This is a genomic window from Caloramator australicus RC3 (assembly GCF_000297115.1).
GTDB lineage: Bacteria > Bacillota > Clostridia > Clostridiales > Caloramatoraceae > Caloramator > Caloramator australicus.
On record NZ_CAKP01000036.1, the window covers coordinates 1 to 15,682 of the forward strand.

The 15,682-nt window shown below is 34.0% G+C and carries 13 protein-coding genes, 5 tRNA genes, 2 rRNA genes and 1 other annotated feature; of the genes, 15 read left to right on the top strand and 5 right to left on the bottom strand.

Going from position 1 to position 15,682, the window contains the following annotated elements:
• From CAAU_RS03820 to CAAU_RS03890, 15 genes are all read left to right on the top strand, one after another.
• Window positions 1-529: ribosomal RNA gene (locus CAAU_RS03820) — 23S ribosomal RNA — on the top strand; the annotation flags it as partial.
• Between the two features lie 14 nt (window positions 530-543).
• Window positions 544-660 (top strand): 5S ribosomal RNA (gene rrf, locus CAAU_RS03825).
• A gap of 29 nt (window positions 661-689) precedes the next feature.
• Window positions 690-766 (top strand) — tRNA-Asp (locus tag CAAU_RS03830).
• A 3-nt stretch (window positions 767-769) separates the two neighbouring features.
• Window positions 770-845, top strand: a tRNA-Thr gene (locus CAAU_RS03835).
• 46 nt (window positions 846-891) lie between these two features.
• The gene (locus tag CAAU_RS03840) at window positions 892-1,374 is read left to right on the top strand and encodes an HD domain-containing protein (protein WP_008908112.1); all 483 of its coding nucleotides are present in this window, start codon (window positions 892-894) and stop codon (window positions 1,372-1,374) included.
• 61 nt (window positions 1,375-1,435) lie between these two features.
• Window positions 1,436-2,125, top strand: a complete 690-nt coding sequence (locus tag CAAU_RS03845; RefSeq protein WP_008908113.1) for a response regulator transcription factor — start codon at window positions 1,436-1,438, stop codon at window positions 2,123-2,125.
• Window positions 2,100-3,455, top strand: a complete 1,356-nt coding sequence (locus tag CAAU_RS03850) for a sensor histidine kinase (RefSeq protein ID WP_040305869.1) — start codon at window positions 2,100-2,102, stop codon at window positions 3,453-3,455. The genes CAAU_RS03845 and CAAU_RS03850 overlap by 26 nt, the downstream gene beginning before the upstream one ends.
• Window positions 3,456-3,468: 13 nt before the next feature.
• A complete protein-coding gene (locus tag CAAU_RS13830; RefSeq protein WP_008908115.1) occupies window positions 3,469-4,323 on the top strand; it encodes a GerMN domain-containing protein in 855 nt (284 codons plus the stop codon).
• Between the two features lie 10 nt (window positions 4,324-4,333).
• Window positions 4,334-4,843, top strand: a complete 510-nt coding sequence (locus tag CAAU_RS03860; RefSeq protein WP_008908116.1) for a transcription repressor NadR — start codon at window positions 4,334-4,336, stop codon at window positions 4,841-4,843.
• A gap of 10 nt (window positions 4,844-4,853) precedes the next feature.
• Window positions 4,854-7,508 carry a UPF0182 family membrane protein gene (locus tag CAAU_RS03865; protein ID WP_008908117.1) on the top strand — a complete coding sequence of 885 codons (2,655 nt, stop codon included), beginning with the start codon at window positions 4,854-4,856 and terminating at the stop codon, window positions 7,506-7,508.
• Window positions 7,509-7,574: 66 nt separating this feature from the next.
• Window positions 7,575-8,678 carry an aminopeptidase gene (locus tag CAAU_RS03870; protein ID WP_008908118.1) on the top strand — a complete coding sequence of 368 codons (1,104 nt, stop codon included), beginning with the start codon at window positions 7,575-7,577 and terminating at the stop codon, window positions 8,676-8,678.
• A gap of 36 nt (window positions 8,679-8,714) precedes the next feature.
• Window positions 8,715-8,913, top strand: a binding site (T-box leader).
• Between the two features lie 45 nt (window positions 8,914-8,958).
• Entirely contained in the window at window positions 8,959-10,239 is a 1,281-nt protein-coding gene (gene serS / locus CAAU_RS03875) for a serine--tRNA ligase (RefSeq protein ID WP_008908120.1), read from the top strand.
• Window positions 10,240-10,481: 242 nt separating this feature from the next.
• A tRNA-Ser gene (locus tag CAAU_RS03880) sits at window positions 10,482-10,572 on the top strand.
• A gap of 15 nt (window positions 10,573-10,587) precedes the next feature.
• Window positions 10,588-10,679 (top strand) — tRNA-Ser (locus tag CAAU_RS03885).
• Between the two features lie 33 nt (window positions 10,680-10,712).
• Window positions 10,713-10,789, top strand: a tRNA-Arg gene (locus CAAU_RS03890).
• Between the two features lie 97 nt (window positions 10,790-10,886).
• Here the strand turns inward: CAAU_RS03890 and CAAU_RS03895 are convergent.
• From CAAU_RS03895 to CAAU_RS15165, 5 genes are all read right to left on the bottom strand, one after another.
• The gene (locus CAAU_RS03895) at window positions 10,887-12,059 is read right to left on the bottom strand and encodes a tyrosine-type recombinase/integrase (RefSeq protein WP_008908121.1); all 1,173 of its coding nucleotides are present in this window, start codon (window positions 12,057-12,059) and stop codon (window positions 10,887-10,889) included.
• 102 nt (window positions 12,060-12,161) lie between these two features.
• Complete coding sequence (locus tag CAAU_RS03900) at window positions 12,162-13,022, bottom strand: DNA adenine methylase (RefSeq protein WP_008908122.1); 861 nt, start codon at window positions 13,020-13,022, stop codon at window positions 12,162-12,164.
• Between the two features lie 78 nt (window positions 13,023-13,100).
• Window positions 13,101-14,675: a ParB/Srx family N-terminal domain-containing protein gene (locus CAAU_RS03905; RefSeq protein ID WP_008908123.1), complete on the bottom strand. Its 1,575-nt coding sequence runs from the start codon at window positions 14,673-14,675 to the stop codon at window positions 13,101-13,103.
• A gap of 16 nt (window positions 14,676-14,691) precedes the next feature.
• Window positions 14,692-15,150, bottom strand: a complete 459-nt coding sequence (locus CAAU_RS03910) for an ImmA/IrrE family metallo-endopeptidase (protein WP_008908124.1) — start codon at window positions 15,148-15,150, stop codon at window positions 14,692-14,694.
• Between the two features lie 24 nt (window positions 15,151-15,174).
• On the bottom strand, window positions 15,175-15,537 hold the full coding sequence (locus CAAU_RS15165) for a helix-turn-helix domain-containing protein (protein WP_008908125.1): 363 nt from the start codon (window positions 15,535-15,537) through the stop codon (window positions 15,175-15,177).
• Between the last annotated feature and the right edge of the window lie 145 nt (window positions 15,538-15,682).

Here is a 15,682-nt window from a genome sequence, read left to right on the forward strand (position 1 = left end):
AGGGACGAAAGTCGGGCTTAGTGATCCGGTGGTTCTGAGTGGAAGGGCCATCGCTCAACGGATAAAAGCTACCTCGGGGATAACAGGCTGATCTCCCCCAAGAGTCCACATCGACGGGGAGGTTTGGCACCTCGATGTCGGCTCGTCGCATCCTGGGGCTGAAGTAGGTCCCAAGGGTTGGGCTGTTCGCCCATTAAAGCGGCACGCGAGCTGGGTTCAGAACGTCGTGAGACAGTTCGGTCCCTATCCGTCGCGGGCGTAGGAAATTTGAGGGGAGCTGTCCTTAGTACGAGAGGACCGGGATGGACGAACCTCTGGTGCACCAGTTGTCATGCCAATGGCACAGCTGGGTAGCCAAGTTTGGACGGGATAAGCGCTGAAGGCATCTAAGCGCGAAGCCCACCCCAAGATGAGATTTCCCACGCGAAAGCGGTAAGACCCCTGGAAGACTACCAGGTAGATAGGCCAGAGGTGTAAGCGTCGTAAGGCGTTTAGCTGACTGGTACTAATAGGTCGAGGGCTTGATCTTATTGTGCAGTTTAATCCGGTGGTAATGGAGGTAGGGAAACACCCGTTCCCATTCCGAACACGAAGGTTAAGCCTACCTACGCCGATGGTACTAGGCTGGAGACGGCCTGGGAGAGTAGGTGACTGCCGGGTAAGTGCCAGGCACTTAAGTTTAAGATTTTGGCCCAGTAGCTCAGTTGGTTAGAGTGCCGGCCTGTCACGCCGGAGGTCGAGGGTTCGAGCCCCTTCTGGGTCGCCATATGCCGGCTTAGCTCAATCGGTAGAGCAACTGACTTGTAATCAGTAGGTTGTAGGTTCAAGTCCTATAGCCGGCTCCATAAAGGCAAGGAGAAATCCTTGCCTTTTTTTCATAGGGGTGATTTTATGCTTTATAGGGTAAAACAGTTTTTAAGGGCCATAACGGCAAAATTAACTGAAGATGATTACAGGTTTATTAATTTTTATTTAAATGAAAGGGAAAGGCAGCTTTTCTATAGCTTAAGTAAATCTGAGCAGTATCACAGCATTAATGTGGCACGATGTGTTTTAGAAACCTCCATAAAGGAAGGATGTTATGATATTATTCTTATTAAAGCAGCTCTACTGCATGACATAGGAAAGATAGATAGCGGCCTTAATCCAATAACGAAATCTATTATGGTTATTTTAGATAAGATATTTTCACAAAAGCTTAAAAAGCTAAAAAGGATTAAATTCATAAGGGCTTATTATGACCATCCTAAAATTGCCCTTGACTATCTTGGAAATAAGAAGAACTATCTTGCTTTTCTTATTGAAAATCATCATAATTATAATATAAATGATAGAAAACTTAAATTATTGCAGAGGGCTGACTGCAAAAATTAGAATATTTTTAATTTGACAAAAAAATGTTATAATATATTGAAAGAGAATAGGGGGGATTTGATTGAACTATAGAATTTTACTAATCGATGATGAAGAAAATATCGTAAAGGGTATAAAATATAATCTTGAGAACGAGGGATATAGCGTTGATGTTGCCTTCGATGGAGAAGCTGCCCTTAGGATGATATCAGAAAATATATATAATTTAGTAATTCTCGATATAATGCTTCCTCATTTTGATGGGCTTCATGTGTTAAAGCGTATAAGGGATAGATCTACAGCAATTCCAATATTAATGCTCACGGCAAAGGGATATGATGAGGATAAGGTGAAGGCCTTTGAACTTGGAGCTGACGATTATTTAACAAAGCCCTTTAGCATTACTGAACTTAAGGCAAGGGTAAAGGCCCTTTTAAGACGAGCCTATGAAACGTCAAATACAAAGATAGATATTATAAAAAGTGGAGATATAATGATAGATGTCGCTTCAAGAAAGGTTAGCATAGCTGGAAAATTAGTTGACCTCACTGCAAAGGAATATGATATATTATTTTTGCTTGTTACAAATCCTAAGAAGATCTATAGCAGAGACACCCTTCTTGAAATAATATGGGGATATGATTATATTGGTGATTCTAGAACTGTCGATGTCCATGTAAGAAGATTAAGGGAAAAAATAGAAAAGGATCCTGCTAATCCTCAGTATATTTTGACAAAATGGGGAGTTGGTTATTATTATAGTGGAGAATAATCTACGATATAGGCTTATTTTGTCCTATTTTTCAATTATATTTTTACTTGTTCTGCTTATAAATGTATCTATATATTATATCCTTCAGAAGTTTTACATCGATTCTAAGAAAAATGACGTTTTATTTGCTGCAAAAACAAGCCTCGATTATATCGATGTTTATAACAATAAAGTAGATTTAGAAAAACTAAAGGAAATACAAAGGGATGTATATTCAAAGATAGTAATTGTCTTAAATGGTAAGGTTGTTTATGATGATTTTAACAAGATATTGCCGTTAAGTGATCTGTTCAAAAAAGAAATAGTTACCAAACAGTTAAATATTTATGGGGAAAAATACTATATTCTTTCATATCCTATAATGCTTTATAATAATCATATTGGGAATATAGTATTTATAAATTCCATGAAATGGGCGTTGCAAAGAATTAAATATATAGAAAGCCAAATAATTGTAATTTCAACTATTGTTTTAGTTTTAGCATTTTTATATAGTCTATATATATCAAAAAGCATAACAAGGCCATTAGATAAATTTGTATTTGAAATTGAAAAATCAAAGGACAATTTGGTTTTAGACGAGATAAATATAGATGGCTATAAAGAGATTAAAAGATTATGTGAAGCCTTTAATAACATGAATAAAAGAATTATAGAATTAGACAAAAAAAGAAGACAATTTGTAGCAGATGCCTCCCATGAATTAAAATCTCCCCTTGCAGGGATAAAGGTTTTAGTAGAATCACTGCAACAGGGGGCGATGGAGGATAAAAATATACGAGATGAATTTTTAAACAGTATTAATAATGAAATAGATAGACTATCGAACCTTGTTAATGGACTTTTAGAACTTGCACAAATTGAAAATTCTGATGAACTTAGGATGAGTAGCCTAGATATAAAGGAACTTATAAAGGATGTTGTAAAGAGCCTAAATCCAATCGCAAAAAATAAAAATATAACTATAAATGTAGAGGGCGAAGGCATAATAACCTATGTAAATAGGGATAATATGTTTAGGGCAATTTACAATATAATCGAAAATGCTATAAAGTATTCCTTTGAAGATTCTAAAATCGATATTTTAATTGAAAAGGATGAACAAATAAAAATAACTATAAAAGATTATGGGATGGGAATACCTGAGTGTGATCTTCCATATATATTTGACAGATTTTACAGAGTCGACAAAACAAGGGCGAGAAAAACAGGTGGAGCAGGCCTTGGGCTTTCTATTGCAAAGCATATCATAAAACTTCATAAGGGGGACATAGAAGTTAAAAGCAAAGTGGGGGAAGGAACTGCTTTTATAATTAAACTGCCTATTTAATGGAGGGACTAAGATGAAAAGGATACTTGCCACTTTGCTTTGTTTTTTATTACTTTTAGGATGTAAAAAACAGGAGGTAAAGGTAGAAGATATCTCGATAGAACAAAAAAAGCAGATGGTAAACATTATTTTATTCTTTTCAGATCAGCAGGGGAAATATTTAGTTCCTGAGGAGAAGAAGGTTGCCTTTGATACTTCCCTTGAAAGAACCATTTTAAAGGAGCTTATTAAAGGCTCTAACAAAGGATACAAAAACACCATTCCTAAAGGGACAAAGATAATATCGTTAACAAAGAAGGATGATACCCTTATTGTCAATTTATCTAAAGAATTTATTAAAAATCATCCAGGCGGGGCGGATAACGAAAGAATGACGGTTTTTTCCATAGTAAATTCATTAACAGAAATACCTGGGATTAGAAAGGTTAAAATAGAAGTCGAAGGAAAAACATATAATACATTGAAGGGAAATATCGCTATAAATGCTCCGTTAGCTAGAAATCGTAATCTTTTTAACAGGGACAAAAAGAGCCCACCTAATGAAATATTAAAAAGACAGATGACTTTAGAAAAACAAGGAAGATGGCTTGATGCTTATCTTTTAATGTCGGACGATGAGAATAATACCTATAGAAAATATTATGATGATTATGTAAAGGAAATGGAGGAGACAAAATCCTTAGGCTTTTTACAGGTGGATTTTGTTGTAGGAGGATATACTCTAGATCCTTCAAAGAAAAAGGCGAGGGTTAAGGTTAATTTCTATGAGATAGATACATCAGGCAAAAAAGTATTAGGAAAGGATTTATTCTTTACATGCGTTAATATTGACGGTGCATGGATGGTAGATTGGTTAACTGCTCAATAGGAGGGATCAAATGAAGGGGGATGAAAGAAAGCTTGAGATTTTGAACCTTTTAAAGGAATCTAAAAATCCAATCAAGGGGGCTTATCTTGCTGAAAGGTTTGGCGTTACAAGGCAAGTTATAGTTCAGGATATTGCCCTTTTAAAAGCCCAAGGCCACAACATAGTATCAACGCCCCAAGGATACATATTCTTAGGAGGAAATGAAAGCTATTCAAGGGTAATCGCCGTAAAGCATGAACCTAAGGATATAGAGGAGGAACTAAAGACCATAATTAAGCTTGGTGGTAAAGTCATAGACGTTACTATAGAACACAAGGTTTATGGTGAAATCACAGGAAAATTAATGCTAAAATCCCTTTACGATGTTGAAAAGTTTATTGAAAGGCTAAGGGAAAGTTCTGACATGCCCCTTTCTAATCTGACAGGAGGGGTACATCTTCACACCATCGAAGCGGACTCTGAAGAAACCCTTGAGAGGATAGTAAAGGAATTAGATAAAAAGGGATTTTTAATCGATTAGGGGGTATTATATGAAAGGTTTTATTGGAAAGCTTCTAATAATCATTGTTATTTTGTTAATTTTAATTTCATCCATCTCTGGCTTTTTAGTGGACATCCAGTGGTTTAAGGAGGTTGGATACTTAAACGTATTTTTTACATCCTTTAAGGCAAAGCTTTTAATATTTATTCCTTCCTTTTTTGTTTTTCTTATTGCAATATATTTCTATGCAAAATTTCTTGCTAAAAACTACCTAGAAATAGGCGGAATGGTTTACGATAAAGGAGAAATAAGGAAAAGAAATAAAATTATATTCTACATCTCTTTAGCTATAACGCTTATAATTTCATTTATATTTACCTCGGCCTTTTGGTATAGGATTTTGGAATATGTAAACGGAGAAAATTTCAATATTAATGACCCTATTTTCAATAAGGACATAGGATTTTTTGTATTTAGGCTTCCGTTAATTCAAGCTATATTAAGCTTTTTGATTACTGTTGTATTGGTTCTTGCGATTATTTCCTTTATATTTTACGCCTTTGAAAGGGCAAAGGATGGATTAAGCCTTATTGGGTTTAACTTTAGGCAAAATCCAAAATCCAGATTCTTTGGAAGACAGCTTGCTTATTTTGCAGCTTTGTTCCTAATCCTTTTATCCGGCGTATTTTATATTAGGGCATTAAATTTAGTTTATTCCCCAAGGGGAGTTGCCTTTGGAGCAAGCTATACAGATGTTCATGTAACATTACCTTTACTAAAAGTTTTAATCATATTATGCATCATTTCATCGTTTATTATATTTTTCTCCATACTAAGGGGAAGGATTAAACCTATTATCTATACCGCAGCCTTTATAGTTTTATTTATAGCCTTTGAAGGGATAGCTTCCTTTGTAGTAGAAAAAATAATAGTAGCGCCTAACGCAAGGGAAAAGGAAATGTCCTATTTAGAGCACAACATCCAATATACAAGAAAGGCCTTTGGACTTGAAAATATAAAGGAAATAGATTTTGATGTAAAAAACGATTTAACTTCAAAGGATATTCAGGAAAACAAAAATACAATAGACAATATAAGGGTTACGGAATTTTCCCAATCTTTAGAGGTGTTTAACCAAATTCAATCCATTAGAAACTATTATAGGTTTAACGATGTGGATATAGATAGATACACGATAGATGGAAGGTTAAGACAAGTGTTTATATCTGCAAGGGAACTTGATAATTCCCTCAGGGATCCTAAGTTCCAGACATGGCAGAATAAAAGATTATTCTACACCCACGGCTATGGAGCAGTTATGTCCTACACTAATGCTGTAACTCAAACCGGCCTTCCCCAGTTTATAGTAAAGGATATACCAATGTCTGGCAGATTCAATGTTGCAAAACCTCAGATTTACTTTGGGGAGATAAACAACGATTATATAATAATAAATGCTAAAAATAACGAGATAGATTACCCTTATGGAAGCGGAGAAAAGGAAACAAGGTATGATGGAAAGGCTGGAATTAAGCTTAATCCTTTAAATAGACTTTTATTTGCTTTAGCATATGGGGACTTTAACCTAATACTTTCCAACAATATAACTTCTGATTCAAGGATAATCCTGCATAGGGATATTGTAAAAAGGGTAAGAAAGATTGCACCATTTTTAAACTATGATGAGGACCCATACCTTGTAATGGCAGGGGACAGGTTCTATTGGATTATAGATGCCTATACAGTTACAAACAGATTCCCCTATTCCGAACCCTATTACGGAATAAACTACATCAGAAACTCAGTAAAGGTTGTTGTTGATGCTTATGATGGAAGGGTTGACTTTTATCTTACAGATAAAAACGATCCTATAGCTTTAACGATAGGGAATATATATAAGGGTATCTTTAAAGATATAAAGGATATGCCTGAGGATCTTAAAAAGCATTTAAGATACTCAGAAGATGTATTTTTAATTCAATCAACAGTTTATGAAAAATATCACATGAAAAACCCAATATCTTTTTACAACAGCGAGGATCTATGGTCTATTGCAAGGTATAAAAATCCAGACGGAAGCGAAAGACAGGTTGAGGCGGTTTATCAGGTTATGAAAATATTTGACGATGAGGAGTTTTTACTTACGATTCCATATACCGTTGCTAAAAAGGAAAACATGGTTTCATGGCTTGCAGCAAGGATGGATAAAAATTTAGGGGAAATGGTTCTTATTAGATTCCCGAAGGAAAAGGCAATATTAGGGCCTCAACAGTTTAATTCAAGGATAAATACCGATATACAAATATCAAGCCTTATAACCCTTTTAAACCAGCAGGGCTCCAGCGTAATATTAGGTGAAACTAATATAATACCTATTAAAAATTCCCTCCTCTATGTAAGGCCGCTATATCTTAAGGCACAGGGTGGAAAGAGTTTGCCTGAACTTAAAAAGGTTATTGTAAACTATGGAGATTCTATAGTTATGGAGGACAACATAGGTCTTGCCATCCAAAAACTATTTGCAGCACAAGTTCCAACAACACCTGTAGAGGAGGAAGAAGATATTAAGACCCTCATTTTAAGGGCAGATGATACCTACAAGAAGGCAATAGAAGCCCAAAGGCAGGGGGACTGGGCTGGATATGGAAGGTATATAAAGGAATTAGAAAACATCCTAACTAAACTCAAGGAAAAATCAAAGTGATGTTGTAAATTTATGGTTCTATGGTATAATTTCCATAGAACCATTTTTTTGATTGGGGGTTTAAAGATGGATCCAAGACTTTTAAAGCTTTCTGATGTTTTATTAACCTATTCGTTAAAGATTAAAAAGGGAGATAAGCTTTTAATTTCAGGAGGGGAATCCACATTACCTTTAATTAAGGCAGTATATAAAAGGGCAATAGAGCTAGGCGCTTATCCTCAGGTTGACATAGGTGTTGAAGACTTAACTGAAATACTTTTAAAATATGGTTCGGAGGATCAAATTACATATACACCCGAATCTCTAAAAAGAGCCTTTGAAACGGTAGATGCTGTTTTAACTATTTGGGGAGATAAAAATACAAGATTTTTAACTAATGTAGATGCTTCAAAGATGAAGTTAAGATCAAGGGGAAGAAGAGAGCTTATGGAAATATTCCATGAAAGGATGGCAAAGGGAGAATTAAGATGGTGTGGAACTCAGTTCCCAACCCATGCAAATGCGCAGGAAGCCTCCATGTCCCTTTCAGAATATGAGGATTTTGTATATGGTGCAGGATTTATAGACGAAGATGATCCCGTTGCAAAATGGATGAATATAAGGGATGAGCAGCAGAAAATATGCGACTTTTTAAATACAAAAGAAACCTTAAGAATTGTTTCTAAGGATACCGACATTACAATGAGCATAAAGGGCAGAAAATGGATAAATTGCTGTGGTGAGGAGAACTTCCCAGATGGGGAAGTATTTACAAGCCCTATAGAGGATAGCGTGAATGGACATATAAGGTTTAGTTTCCCTGGAATATATGCAGGAAGAGAAATCGAGGATATATATCTTGAATTTAAGGATGGAAAGGTTGTAAATGCAAAGGCAGCAAAGGGAGAGGATCTTCTTTTAGAGCTTCTTGAAACCGATGAGGGTGCAAAATTCCTTGGTGAGGTTGCGGTAGGAACAAACTACGGAATTCAAAAATTTACAAAAAATATGCTATTTGATGAAAAGATAGGCGGAACAGTTCACCTTGCCATTGGAAGGGGCTTCCCGGAAGCCGGCGGACAAAATGTATCTTCAATCCACTGGGATATGCTCTGTGATATGAAGGAAGAAGGCAAAATCTTTGCAGATGGAGAGCTTATATACGAAAAAGGTCAATTTTTAATAAAATAATTTAGTTGCATTTTTTGAAAATATTGATATAATATATTAAAACCGGTGATGGAGAATAGTAGATAAGGTTTAAACTCAAGAGAGCCGGTGGTTGGTGTGAACCGGTGTTTGGCCTTATTGAATCCACTCCAGAGGGTTTGCGATGAGCAAAACGGATGTGGCCGTTATACCACAAAGAGAGGACCTTATGGTCAATTAGGGTGGCACCGCGAAAGTATAGCCTTTCGTCCCTTTGGGGATGGAAGGCTTTTTATTATATAAAAAACAAGGAGGGAAGAAAATGTTAGATATTAAAAGAATAAGAACAAACCCAGAGGAAGTTAAGGAAGCACTAAAGATTAGGGGAGAGGCCTTCACCCTTGATATGATAGACAAAGTTGTGGAGCTTGATGAAAGAAGAAGAGAGATTCTTGTCGAGGTGGAGGCATTAAAAAACAAAAAGAATACAGATTCGCAGGAGATTGCAAAATTAAAAAGAGAGGGCAAAAACGCAGATCACCTTGTTGCTGAAATGAAGGAGCTTTCTGATAAGATTAAGGAGCTGGATGATGAACTTGCAAAGGTTGAGGAGGAGATTGAATATCTTCTTCTTAGAATTCCAAATATCCCAAATAAAGATGTTCCAAAGGGAGATACTGACGAGGATAATGTTGAGGTTAGAAGATGGGGTGAACCAAGAAAGTTTGAATTTGAACCAAAGGCCCACTGGGATATCGGAGTGAACCTTGGAATACTTGATTTTGAGACGGCATCAAAGGTTACAGGAGCAAGATTTACATTCTATAAAGGGCTTGGTGCAAGGCTTGAAAGAGCTTTAATTAACTTTTTTCTCGATCTTCATACAGAAAAACACGGATATACAGAGGTTTTCCCACCATTTATGGTGAATAGAAAGAGCATGACAGGAACAGGACAGCTTCCAAAGTTTGAAGAGGATGCCTTTAAGGTTTCTGATTTTGACTACTTCTTAATTCCAACTGCAGAAGTTCCTGTTACAAATATGCACATGAATGAAGTATTAGACGGTTCAAAACTTCCTTTAAAATATGCTGCATATTCTGCATGTTTTAGATCAGAGGCAGGTTCAGCAGGAAGGGATACAAGGGGACTTATAAGACAGCATCAATTTAACAAGGTGGAGCTTGTTAAATTTGCTGATCCAGAAAAGAGCTATGAAGAGCTTGAAAGTCTAACAAGGGATGCAGAGGAAGTTCTGCAGCTTCTTGGACTTCCGTATAGAGTTGTATTAATCTGTTCGGGTGACTTAGGATTTACAGCAGCTAAAAAGTATGATATAGAGGTTTGGATGCCAAGCTACGGAAGATATGTAGAAATTTCAAGCTGCTCAAACTTTGAAGACTTCCAAGCAAGAAGAGCTAACATAAGATTTAAGAGGGATCCAAAATCAAAACCAGAATACGTTCATACATTAAACGGTTCTGGAGTTGCAGTAGGCAGAACAGTTGCAGCAATACTTGAAAACTATCAACAAGAGGATGGTTCAGTTATCGTTCCAGAAATATTAAGACCATACATGGGTGGAATAGATATAATAAAGTAGGCTCAATAGCCTACTTTATTATTAAGTGCCAGGCACTTGACATTTTGACTTTTTGACATTTCCATATACTTACAAAATATATTTACATTTTTACAAATAATTACTTCTTGAAAAATGCCTATTTAGACTGTATACTATCTATTGTGACTTGAGGTGTGGCACATTAAAAATAATTTAATAAAGATATAAAAAATATGTTGACATAAGTGAATGTAGCTGCTATAATAATTAATGTCCGACACGGAGAGGTGGTCGAGCTGGTTTAAGGCACCGGTCTTGAAAACCGGCGTGGGGGTAACTCCACCGTGGGTTCGAATCCCACCCTCTCCGCCATATTTTATATATCGTGGAGAAGTACTCAAGCTGGCCGAAGAGGCGCCCCTGCTAAGGGCGTAGGTCGGGAAACCGACGCGCGGGTTCAAATCCCGCCTTCTCCGCCAAAGCCGCACAGAGTGCGGCTTTTTGATTAATATGCGCCCGTAGCTCAGCTGGATAGAGTAGCTGACTACGAATCAGTTGGTCGGGGGTTCGAGTCCCTCCGGGCGCACCAAAAACCCTGTAAGTTCAAGGCTTACAGGGTTTGTTATTTCCCAACATTTTTATTTTTCCCACACTTTTCCCACACTAGAAAAATAAAAAAATAAAAGCTAAGAAAATAATTTGTTAAGTTTCTCAGCTGCTGTTGTTTTTTCCTTTGGCATAACGTGAGTATAAATATTTGCCGTTATAGCTATATTACTATGCCCTAATAATTCTGAAACTGTTTTTAATGGAACTCCAGCTTCAAATAGTTTTGTTGCATACGTATGACGTAAATTATGAAACTTACGATAAGGTATATTTGCTTTTTTTAGTACTCTTTTATATGCTCTTATCAAATTTCTCACATCTATGTTATTACCAAGTTCAGTTGTAAAAACAAAATCATTATCGTTGTAAGATGGGCCAGCTTTAATTTTTTCTAAGGCTTGTTTTTGTTTATGTTCTTTTAATACTGGTATTAAACTTGAAGGAATTGGAACTGTTCTTAAAGATCCTTTTGTTTTCGGAACTTGAATTATAGTTTTTATTTCTCTTGAAGCATCGTTATTTATTAAACTTACTTTTTTTATGCTTCTTTGAACTTTGAGCTCCTTTTTATCAAAATCGATGTCACTCCATTTTAGTGCTAGGAGTTCTCCTTGCCTTAAGCCAGTTCCTAAAGCTAATAGAAATAATGCTTTAAGCCTATTGTTTTCTAAAGCTTTTTTAAACCTGTCTATTTCCTCATTAGTAAATACATTGATCTCTTCTTCATTTTCAATTTCTATTTGATCATTTTTCGGAATTACTATTCCTTTGCCTGAACAAGGATTTTTTAATATATATCCCTCAGAAAGCGCATAGTTGAAAAACGCTTTTAAAAGTTTATTTAGGTTTTTAATGATACTACTTGATTTCCCAATGGTAAATAGTTCATTATAGTATCTTTGAATTTGTAAAGATTTTATATCACATAATCTTAAACCGTATAAAGGACTGTTTTTAATATAATTTCTGTATATACCTTCATACCTTTCAAAAGTAGAAGGTTTTGTTCTCATTTTAACAATTTCGAATAACCATAAGTGGAATAATTCACCTAATGAAGCATTTTTAAAATCTACATTTAATCCATTTCTAATTCCGTTCAAATACTCATCTCTTTTAGCCTCAGCTTCTTTCTTGCTTTTTCCGTAGAATTCTTTTCGAATAAGCTTCCCATTTGCGTCTCTACCTATTGTAGCCGTAACTCTATAATATTCATTTCCGTTTTTAGAATAATTAACTTTTACAGCCATAGTATTTCCCCCAACTTTATTTTATTATTTTTAATCTAAAGCTATTTATGGTTTTTAAAAAGAAAACCCACATAAAGTGAGTTTAAAATTCATAAACAAGTATTAAATTATGATTTCATAATCTTCGGGAAGGCTCATATTGTCACTAAAAATCATAATTTCGTATCCAGTATATTTTTTACCGGCGGTATAGTTAAGAGCGTAAGTAATTTGATGAAATTGCCTATACATATTTTGTATTTTAGGTTCATAATCATAAGTGACAATCCAGTAATGATTTTTTATTTGCGATATACGGTGACTTAATTCTAAATGATCATCATGAGTAAAATAATTCACATATAATTGTGATCCTTTATTATAATAGGGAGGATCAAAAAATATAAAACTTTGTTTATCTATTGATGGTATTACATAGTCAATAAATTCTATTACATCCATGTTATGAAGTTCTATAGAATTTTTAAAAGAAGCTATAAGTTTAATTCTTTTTATTAATTCGTCTTTATTAAATCTGCAATCTATTTTATAAATGCCTTCTTGATTATATCCACCAATTACACCAGCTTTTATTATACCTGAACGATTTGTTCTATTAAGAAAAAATGTAGAAAATCCTAATTTTAATAATGATTCAGATTCTTTATTATTTTGTATATCTTTTTGAATGAACCACTGCTCTAAATTTACAGGAGTGTTTTTTATCATTGAACATAATTCATCAGTATGGTTTAAAACAGAATACCAAAAAGCATAAATCGACTTATCTAAATCATTAATATATATTTTTGACACATGCTTATTAATTAATAAATATAATGCTACTCCTGCACCACCGGCAAACGGTTCAATGTAATATGAATTATTTAAGTTATTTTCATATATTAACTTTTGAATGTATTTCGATAATTTTGCTTTTCCACCAGGGTATCTCAAAGGAGAAAAATTGGTTATACGAGCCATTTAACCACCCCATCTTGCATATTAATTTAATATAGTATTATTAGTTTACTATATCTTATAAATTTTGGCCATATAATTTTATTTATTAAGAATAATACAGATAAAACCTTTTAATCCTGCAGCTGCAATTTTATCTAGAATATCTGCATTTGCCTTAACAAGATGGGGGTTATGAATTACCATGTCTAAATAGTCTTTTGTTCCAGGATTTTCGGCAAATGAAGTAAAAGTCCTTTCAAAGTTTTTATCATTATTAAATATATTACTTTTATTATTTATAAAATATTTAATTATTTTTTCTAGTGCTGGTGTTTTACCATTGCTACCTTTAAGTAAATTTTGATATAATGCTTTTTTCTTTAAATAATATATCATTGATTGTTCAAGTAATCCTCTCATTAGTATTGTAGCTGATATAGGAAACTTCTTATAATAGTTGTTTTTTGAAATTGATACAATTTCTTCTGCAATTGATATAAGTCCTGAATTTTCAGGGTTATTTGGATCAAGATCATTCCACGTCAAATCTTCAAAAAAAACAGATGGTTTTGGTCTATCATCTTTTGATAAATTGTTATTTTTTACCTGAAGACTTGTTTTATTGTCATCTGCTTTTTGAATATTAGTTTGCGTGTGTGTATTTTGTATGTCGATTTTCTTTTCAACAATTATTTTTGTATTCGCACCCATATCTGAGATTCTTGAATTTACATTTAATGTTTGAACATGGCTTGACGTAGAATCATTATTAACTTCAGAAGTTATATTGCTTTGATTTTCTTTACTAACTTTGTCATAGTAGCTGTTTATAAAATTAATGAACCCAGGAACATCATCAATTGTTTTTCTAGTATTGAATGATTCATCAATAAAAGCGGCTTTAGCAATTAAATGGATAGCTTCATCAAATATGTCTTTTGGCAGTTCGGATATGGGTTCAAATAAATTATCATAAGAGAGTTTTAATATTTCTCTCGTCTTCTTTTGTATTATTTTACTCGTTGTTCCAAAAACCCTTAAAAATGGGTGTGGTTTTATCTTTTGAATGTTTAAATATTTGTCTTTTTCTTCTTCAGTCCAATTAGGAAGTGCAAATGCATAATTTAAAAGTTTATTTTCAATGATGCCCTTTTTTACTTTTGTTTCTGATATACCAGTAATTTCTGAAATTTCTTTTACAGATTTTCCATTATCAAACAAATTTACGAAGAACTTCTGCTTTGATAGAGTAGACCATTTTTTTATTCCATCGATATGTTTTGCTGCAAGTGCACTTTGTGCAGATTCTCTAGTGTCGGCTATGTCAACTTCGATTTTTTCAATGTTGGATAAAGTAGTAGGATTAGCAAATGGGATTTTATTTTCATATTTTTTAGGTATTAAAGCTCTATTAAGAAGAAGCTTGCATGCACAAGCTCTACGATTACCTTCAAGGACAATGTAAATATCGTTTTCTTTGACTACAATTAGTCTTTCGCCCAACATCAATCCGCCATTTTCATTTATAGATTTTGCAAGTTCATGAACTTCTTCAAATTCTAGTAGATATTCAATTATATGTTCTTGTGTTGCATTTGGTGGCACTATAAAACGAGGATTTTTATAATCAAGCATTAAATCTAATGGTGAAATAGTCATAGTTTTATATGGCATACTCATATCCCCCTTCTTAAAACATTTCCAATATTGCCAATGGATCAAAGCAAATCACGTAGTTGTCAATAGCATAGTATGTTCCGTATTTTTCTTTGTAATATTTTAAAGCCTCTTCTAAGAAATCCTCTGTAACATTTAAAAATTCAGCTAGTTCATATCTGTTTCTAACACCACTTTTATAAGCTCTTATTAAAGAAGTAATACCAACTAATTTTTTATAAGCCCAATTACGGGCTATTTTTTCTTGTTTAATGTTATTGATATTTGATTGTTCTAATATGTTACCTGAGGATGTGTGATGGTGTCCCATTTCCTCAGCTAATACACATGTTTTTTCAGCGTCTGTTTTAAGTTTTTTACTTATTGCAATAGTATTGTTGCAGTATAATCCTTTAATGTTCCCCTTAAATTTCATTTCAATAACATTAATATTGTCTTTAGCAGCTTCATCCAAAAGTTTCTCGAAAGTCATCTTCCCACCCCAAAAGTAAAATAATTACTTTTTCTTCTTAGATAATATGAATCTAATAAAATTCTCAATATCTTCTATATCTTCATCCGTGAAATCTTCTCCTTCAAAGTGTGCAGCTATAGTTTCTATTTTATTTTCCTTAATAGTTTTGTTTAACTTTTCTATAGATTTTTCTTCGGTTGGAATATCTTCATTATCAAAGAATTCATTTACCGATACTCCGAGAGCATCGGCTATTTTAGCCAATGTTTCTGCTGTAGGATTTTTTCTTTTACCAGTTAAAATATCACTTACTGTAGATTGAGGTATGTTTGCTTTTTTACATAGTTTATAGGCAGACCATCCTTTTTCACTAAGCAATTTTATAATTTTTTCTTTATTGAACATACTTCATTCCTCCATAATATTTCGGTATATCTATGTATTTATATTAAAAGAAATATTACGGTAAGTCAAGATATTTGAAGAAATAAAGAGGAAATAAAAGCTATTTACTAACAATAGTTCTATATTGCGTAGTATTACGGTTGAA

What these genes read in the sequence shown, in the direction of transcription:
- CAAU_RS03905 (WP_008908123.1), bottom strand. Translation starts at nt 14,675, where the DNA reads ATGCCATATAAAACTATGACTATTTCACCATTAGATTTAATGCTTGAT.
- CAAU_RS03870 (WP_008908118.1), top strand. Translation starts at nt 7,575, where the DNA reads ATGGATCCAAGACTTTTAAAGCTTTCTGATGTTTTATTAACCTATTCG.
- CAAU_RS03865 (WP_008908117.1), top strand. Translation starts at nt 4,854, where the DNA reads ATGAAAGGTTTTATTGGAAAGCTTCTAATAATCATTGTTATTTTGTTA.
- CAAU_RS15165 (WP_008908125.1), bottom strand. Translation starts at nt 15,537, where the DNA reads ATGTTCAATAAAGAAAAAATTATAAAATTGCTTAGTGAAAAAGGATGG.
- CAAU_RS03840 (WP_008908112.1), top strand. Translation starts at nt 892, where the DNA reads ATGCTTTATAGGGTAAAACAGTTTTTAAGGGCCATAACGGCAAAATTA.
- CAAU_RS03900 (WP_008908122.1), bottom strand. Translation starts at nt 13,022, where the DNA reads ATGGCTCGTATAACCAATTTTTCTCCTTTGAGATACCCTGGTGGAAAA.
- CAAU_RS13830 (WP_008908115.1), top strand. Translation starts at nt 3,469, where the DNA reads ATGAAAAGGATACTTGCCACTTTGCTTTGTTTTTTATTACTTTTAGGA.
- serS (WP_008908120.1), top strand. Translation starts at nt 8,959, where the DNA reads ATGTTAGATATTAAAAGAATAAGAACAAACCCAGAGGAAGTTAAGGAA.
- CAAU_RS03910 (WP_008908124.1), bottom strand. Translation starts at nt 15,150, where the DNA reads ATGACTTTCGAGAAACTTTTGGATGAAGCTGCTAAAGACAATATTAAT.
- CAAU_RS03895 (WP_008908121.1), bottom strand. Translation starts at nt 12,059, where the DNA reads ATGGCTGTAAAAGTTAATTATTCTAAAAACGGAAATGAATATTATAGA.
- CAAU_RS03860 (WP_008908116.1), top strand. Translation starts at nt 4,334, where the DNA reads ATGAAGGGGGATGAAAGAAAGCTTGAGATTTTGAACCTTTTAAAGGAA.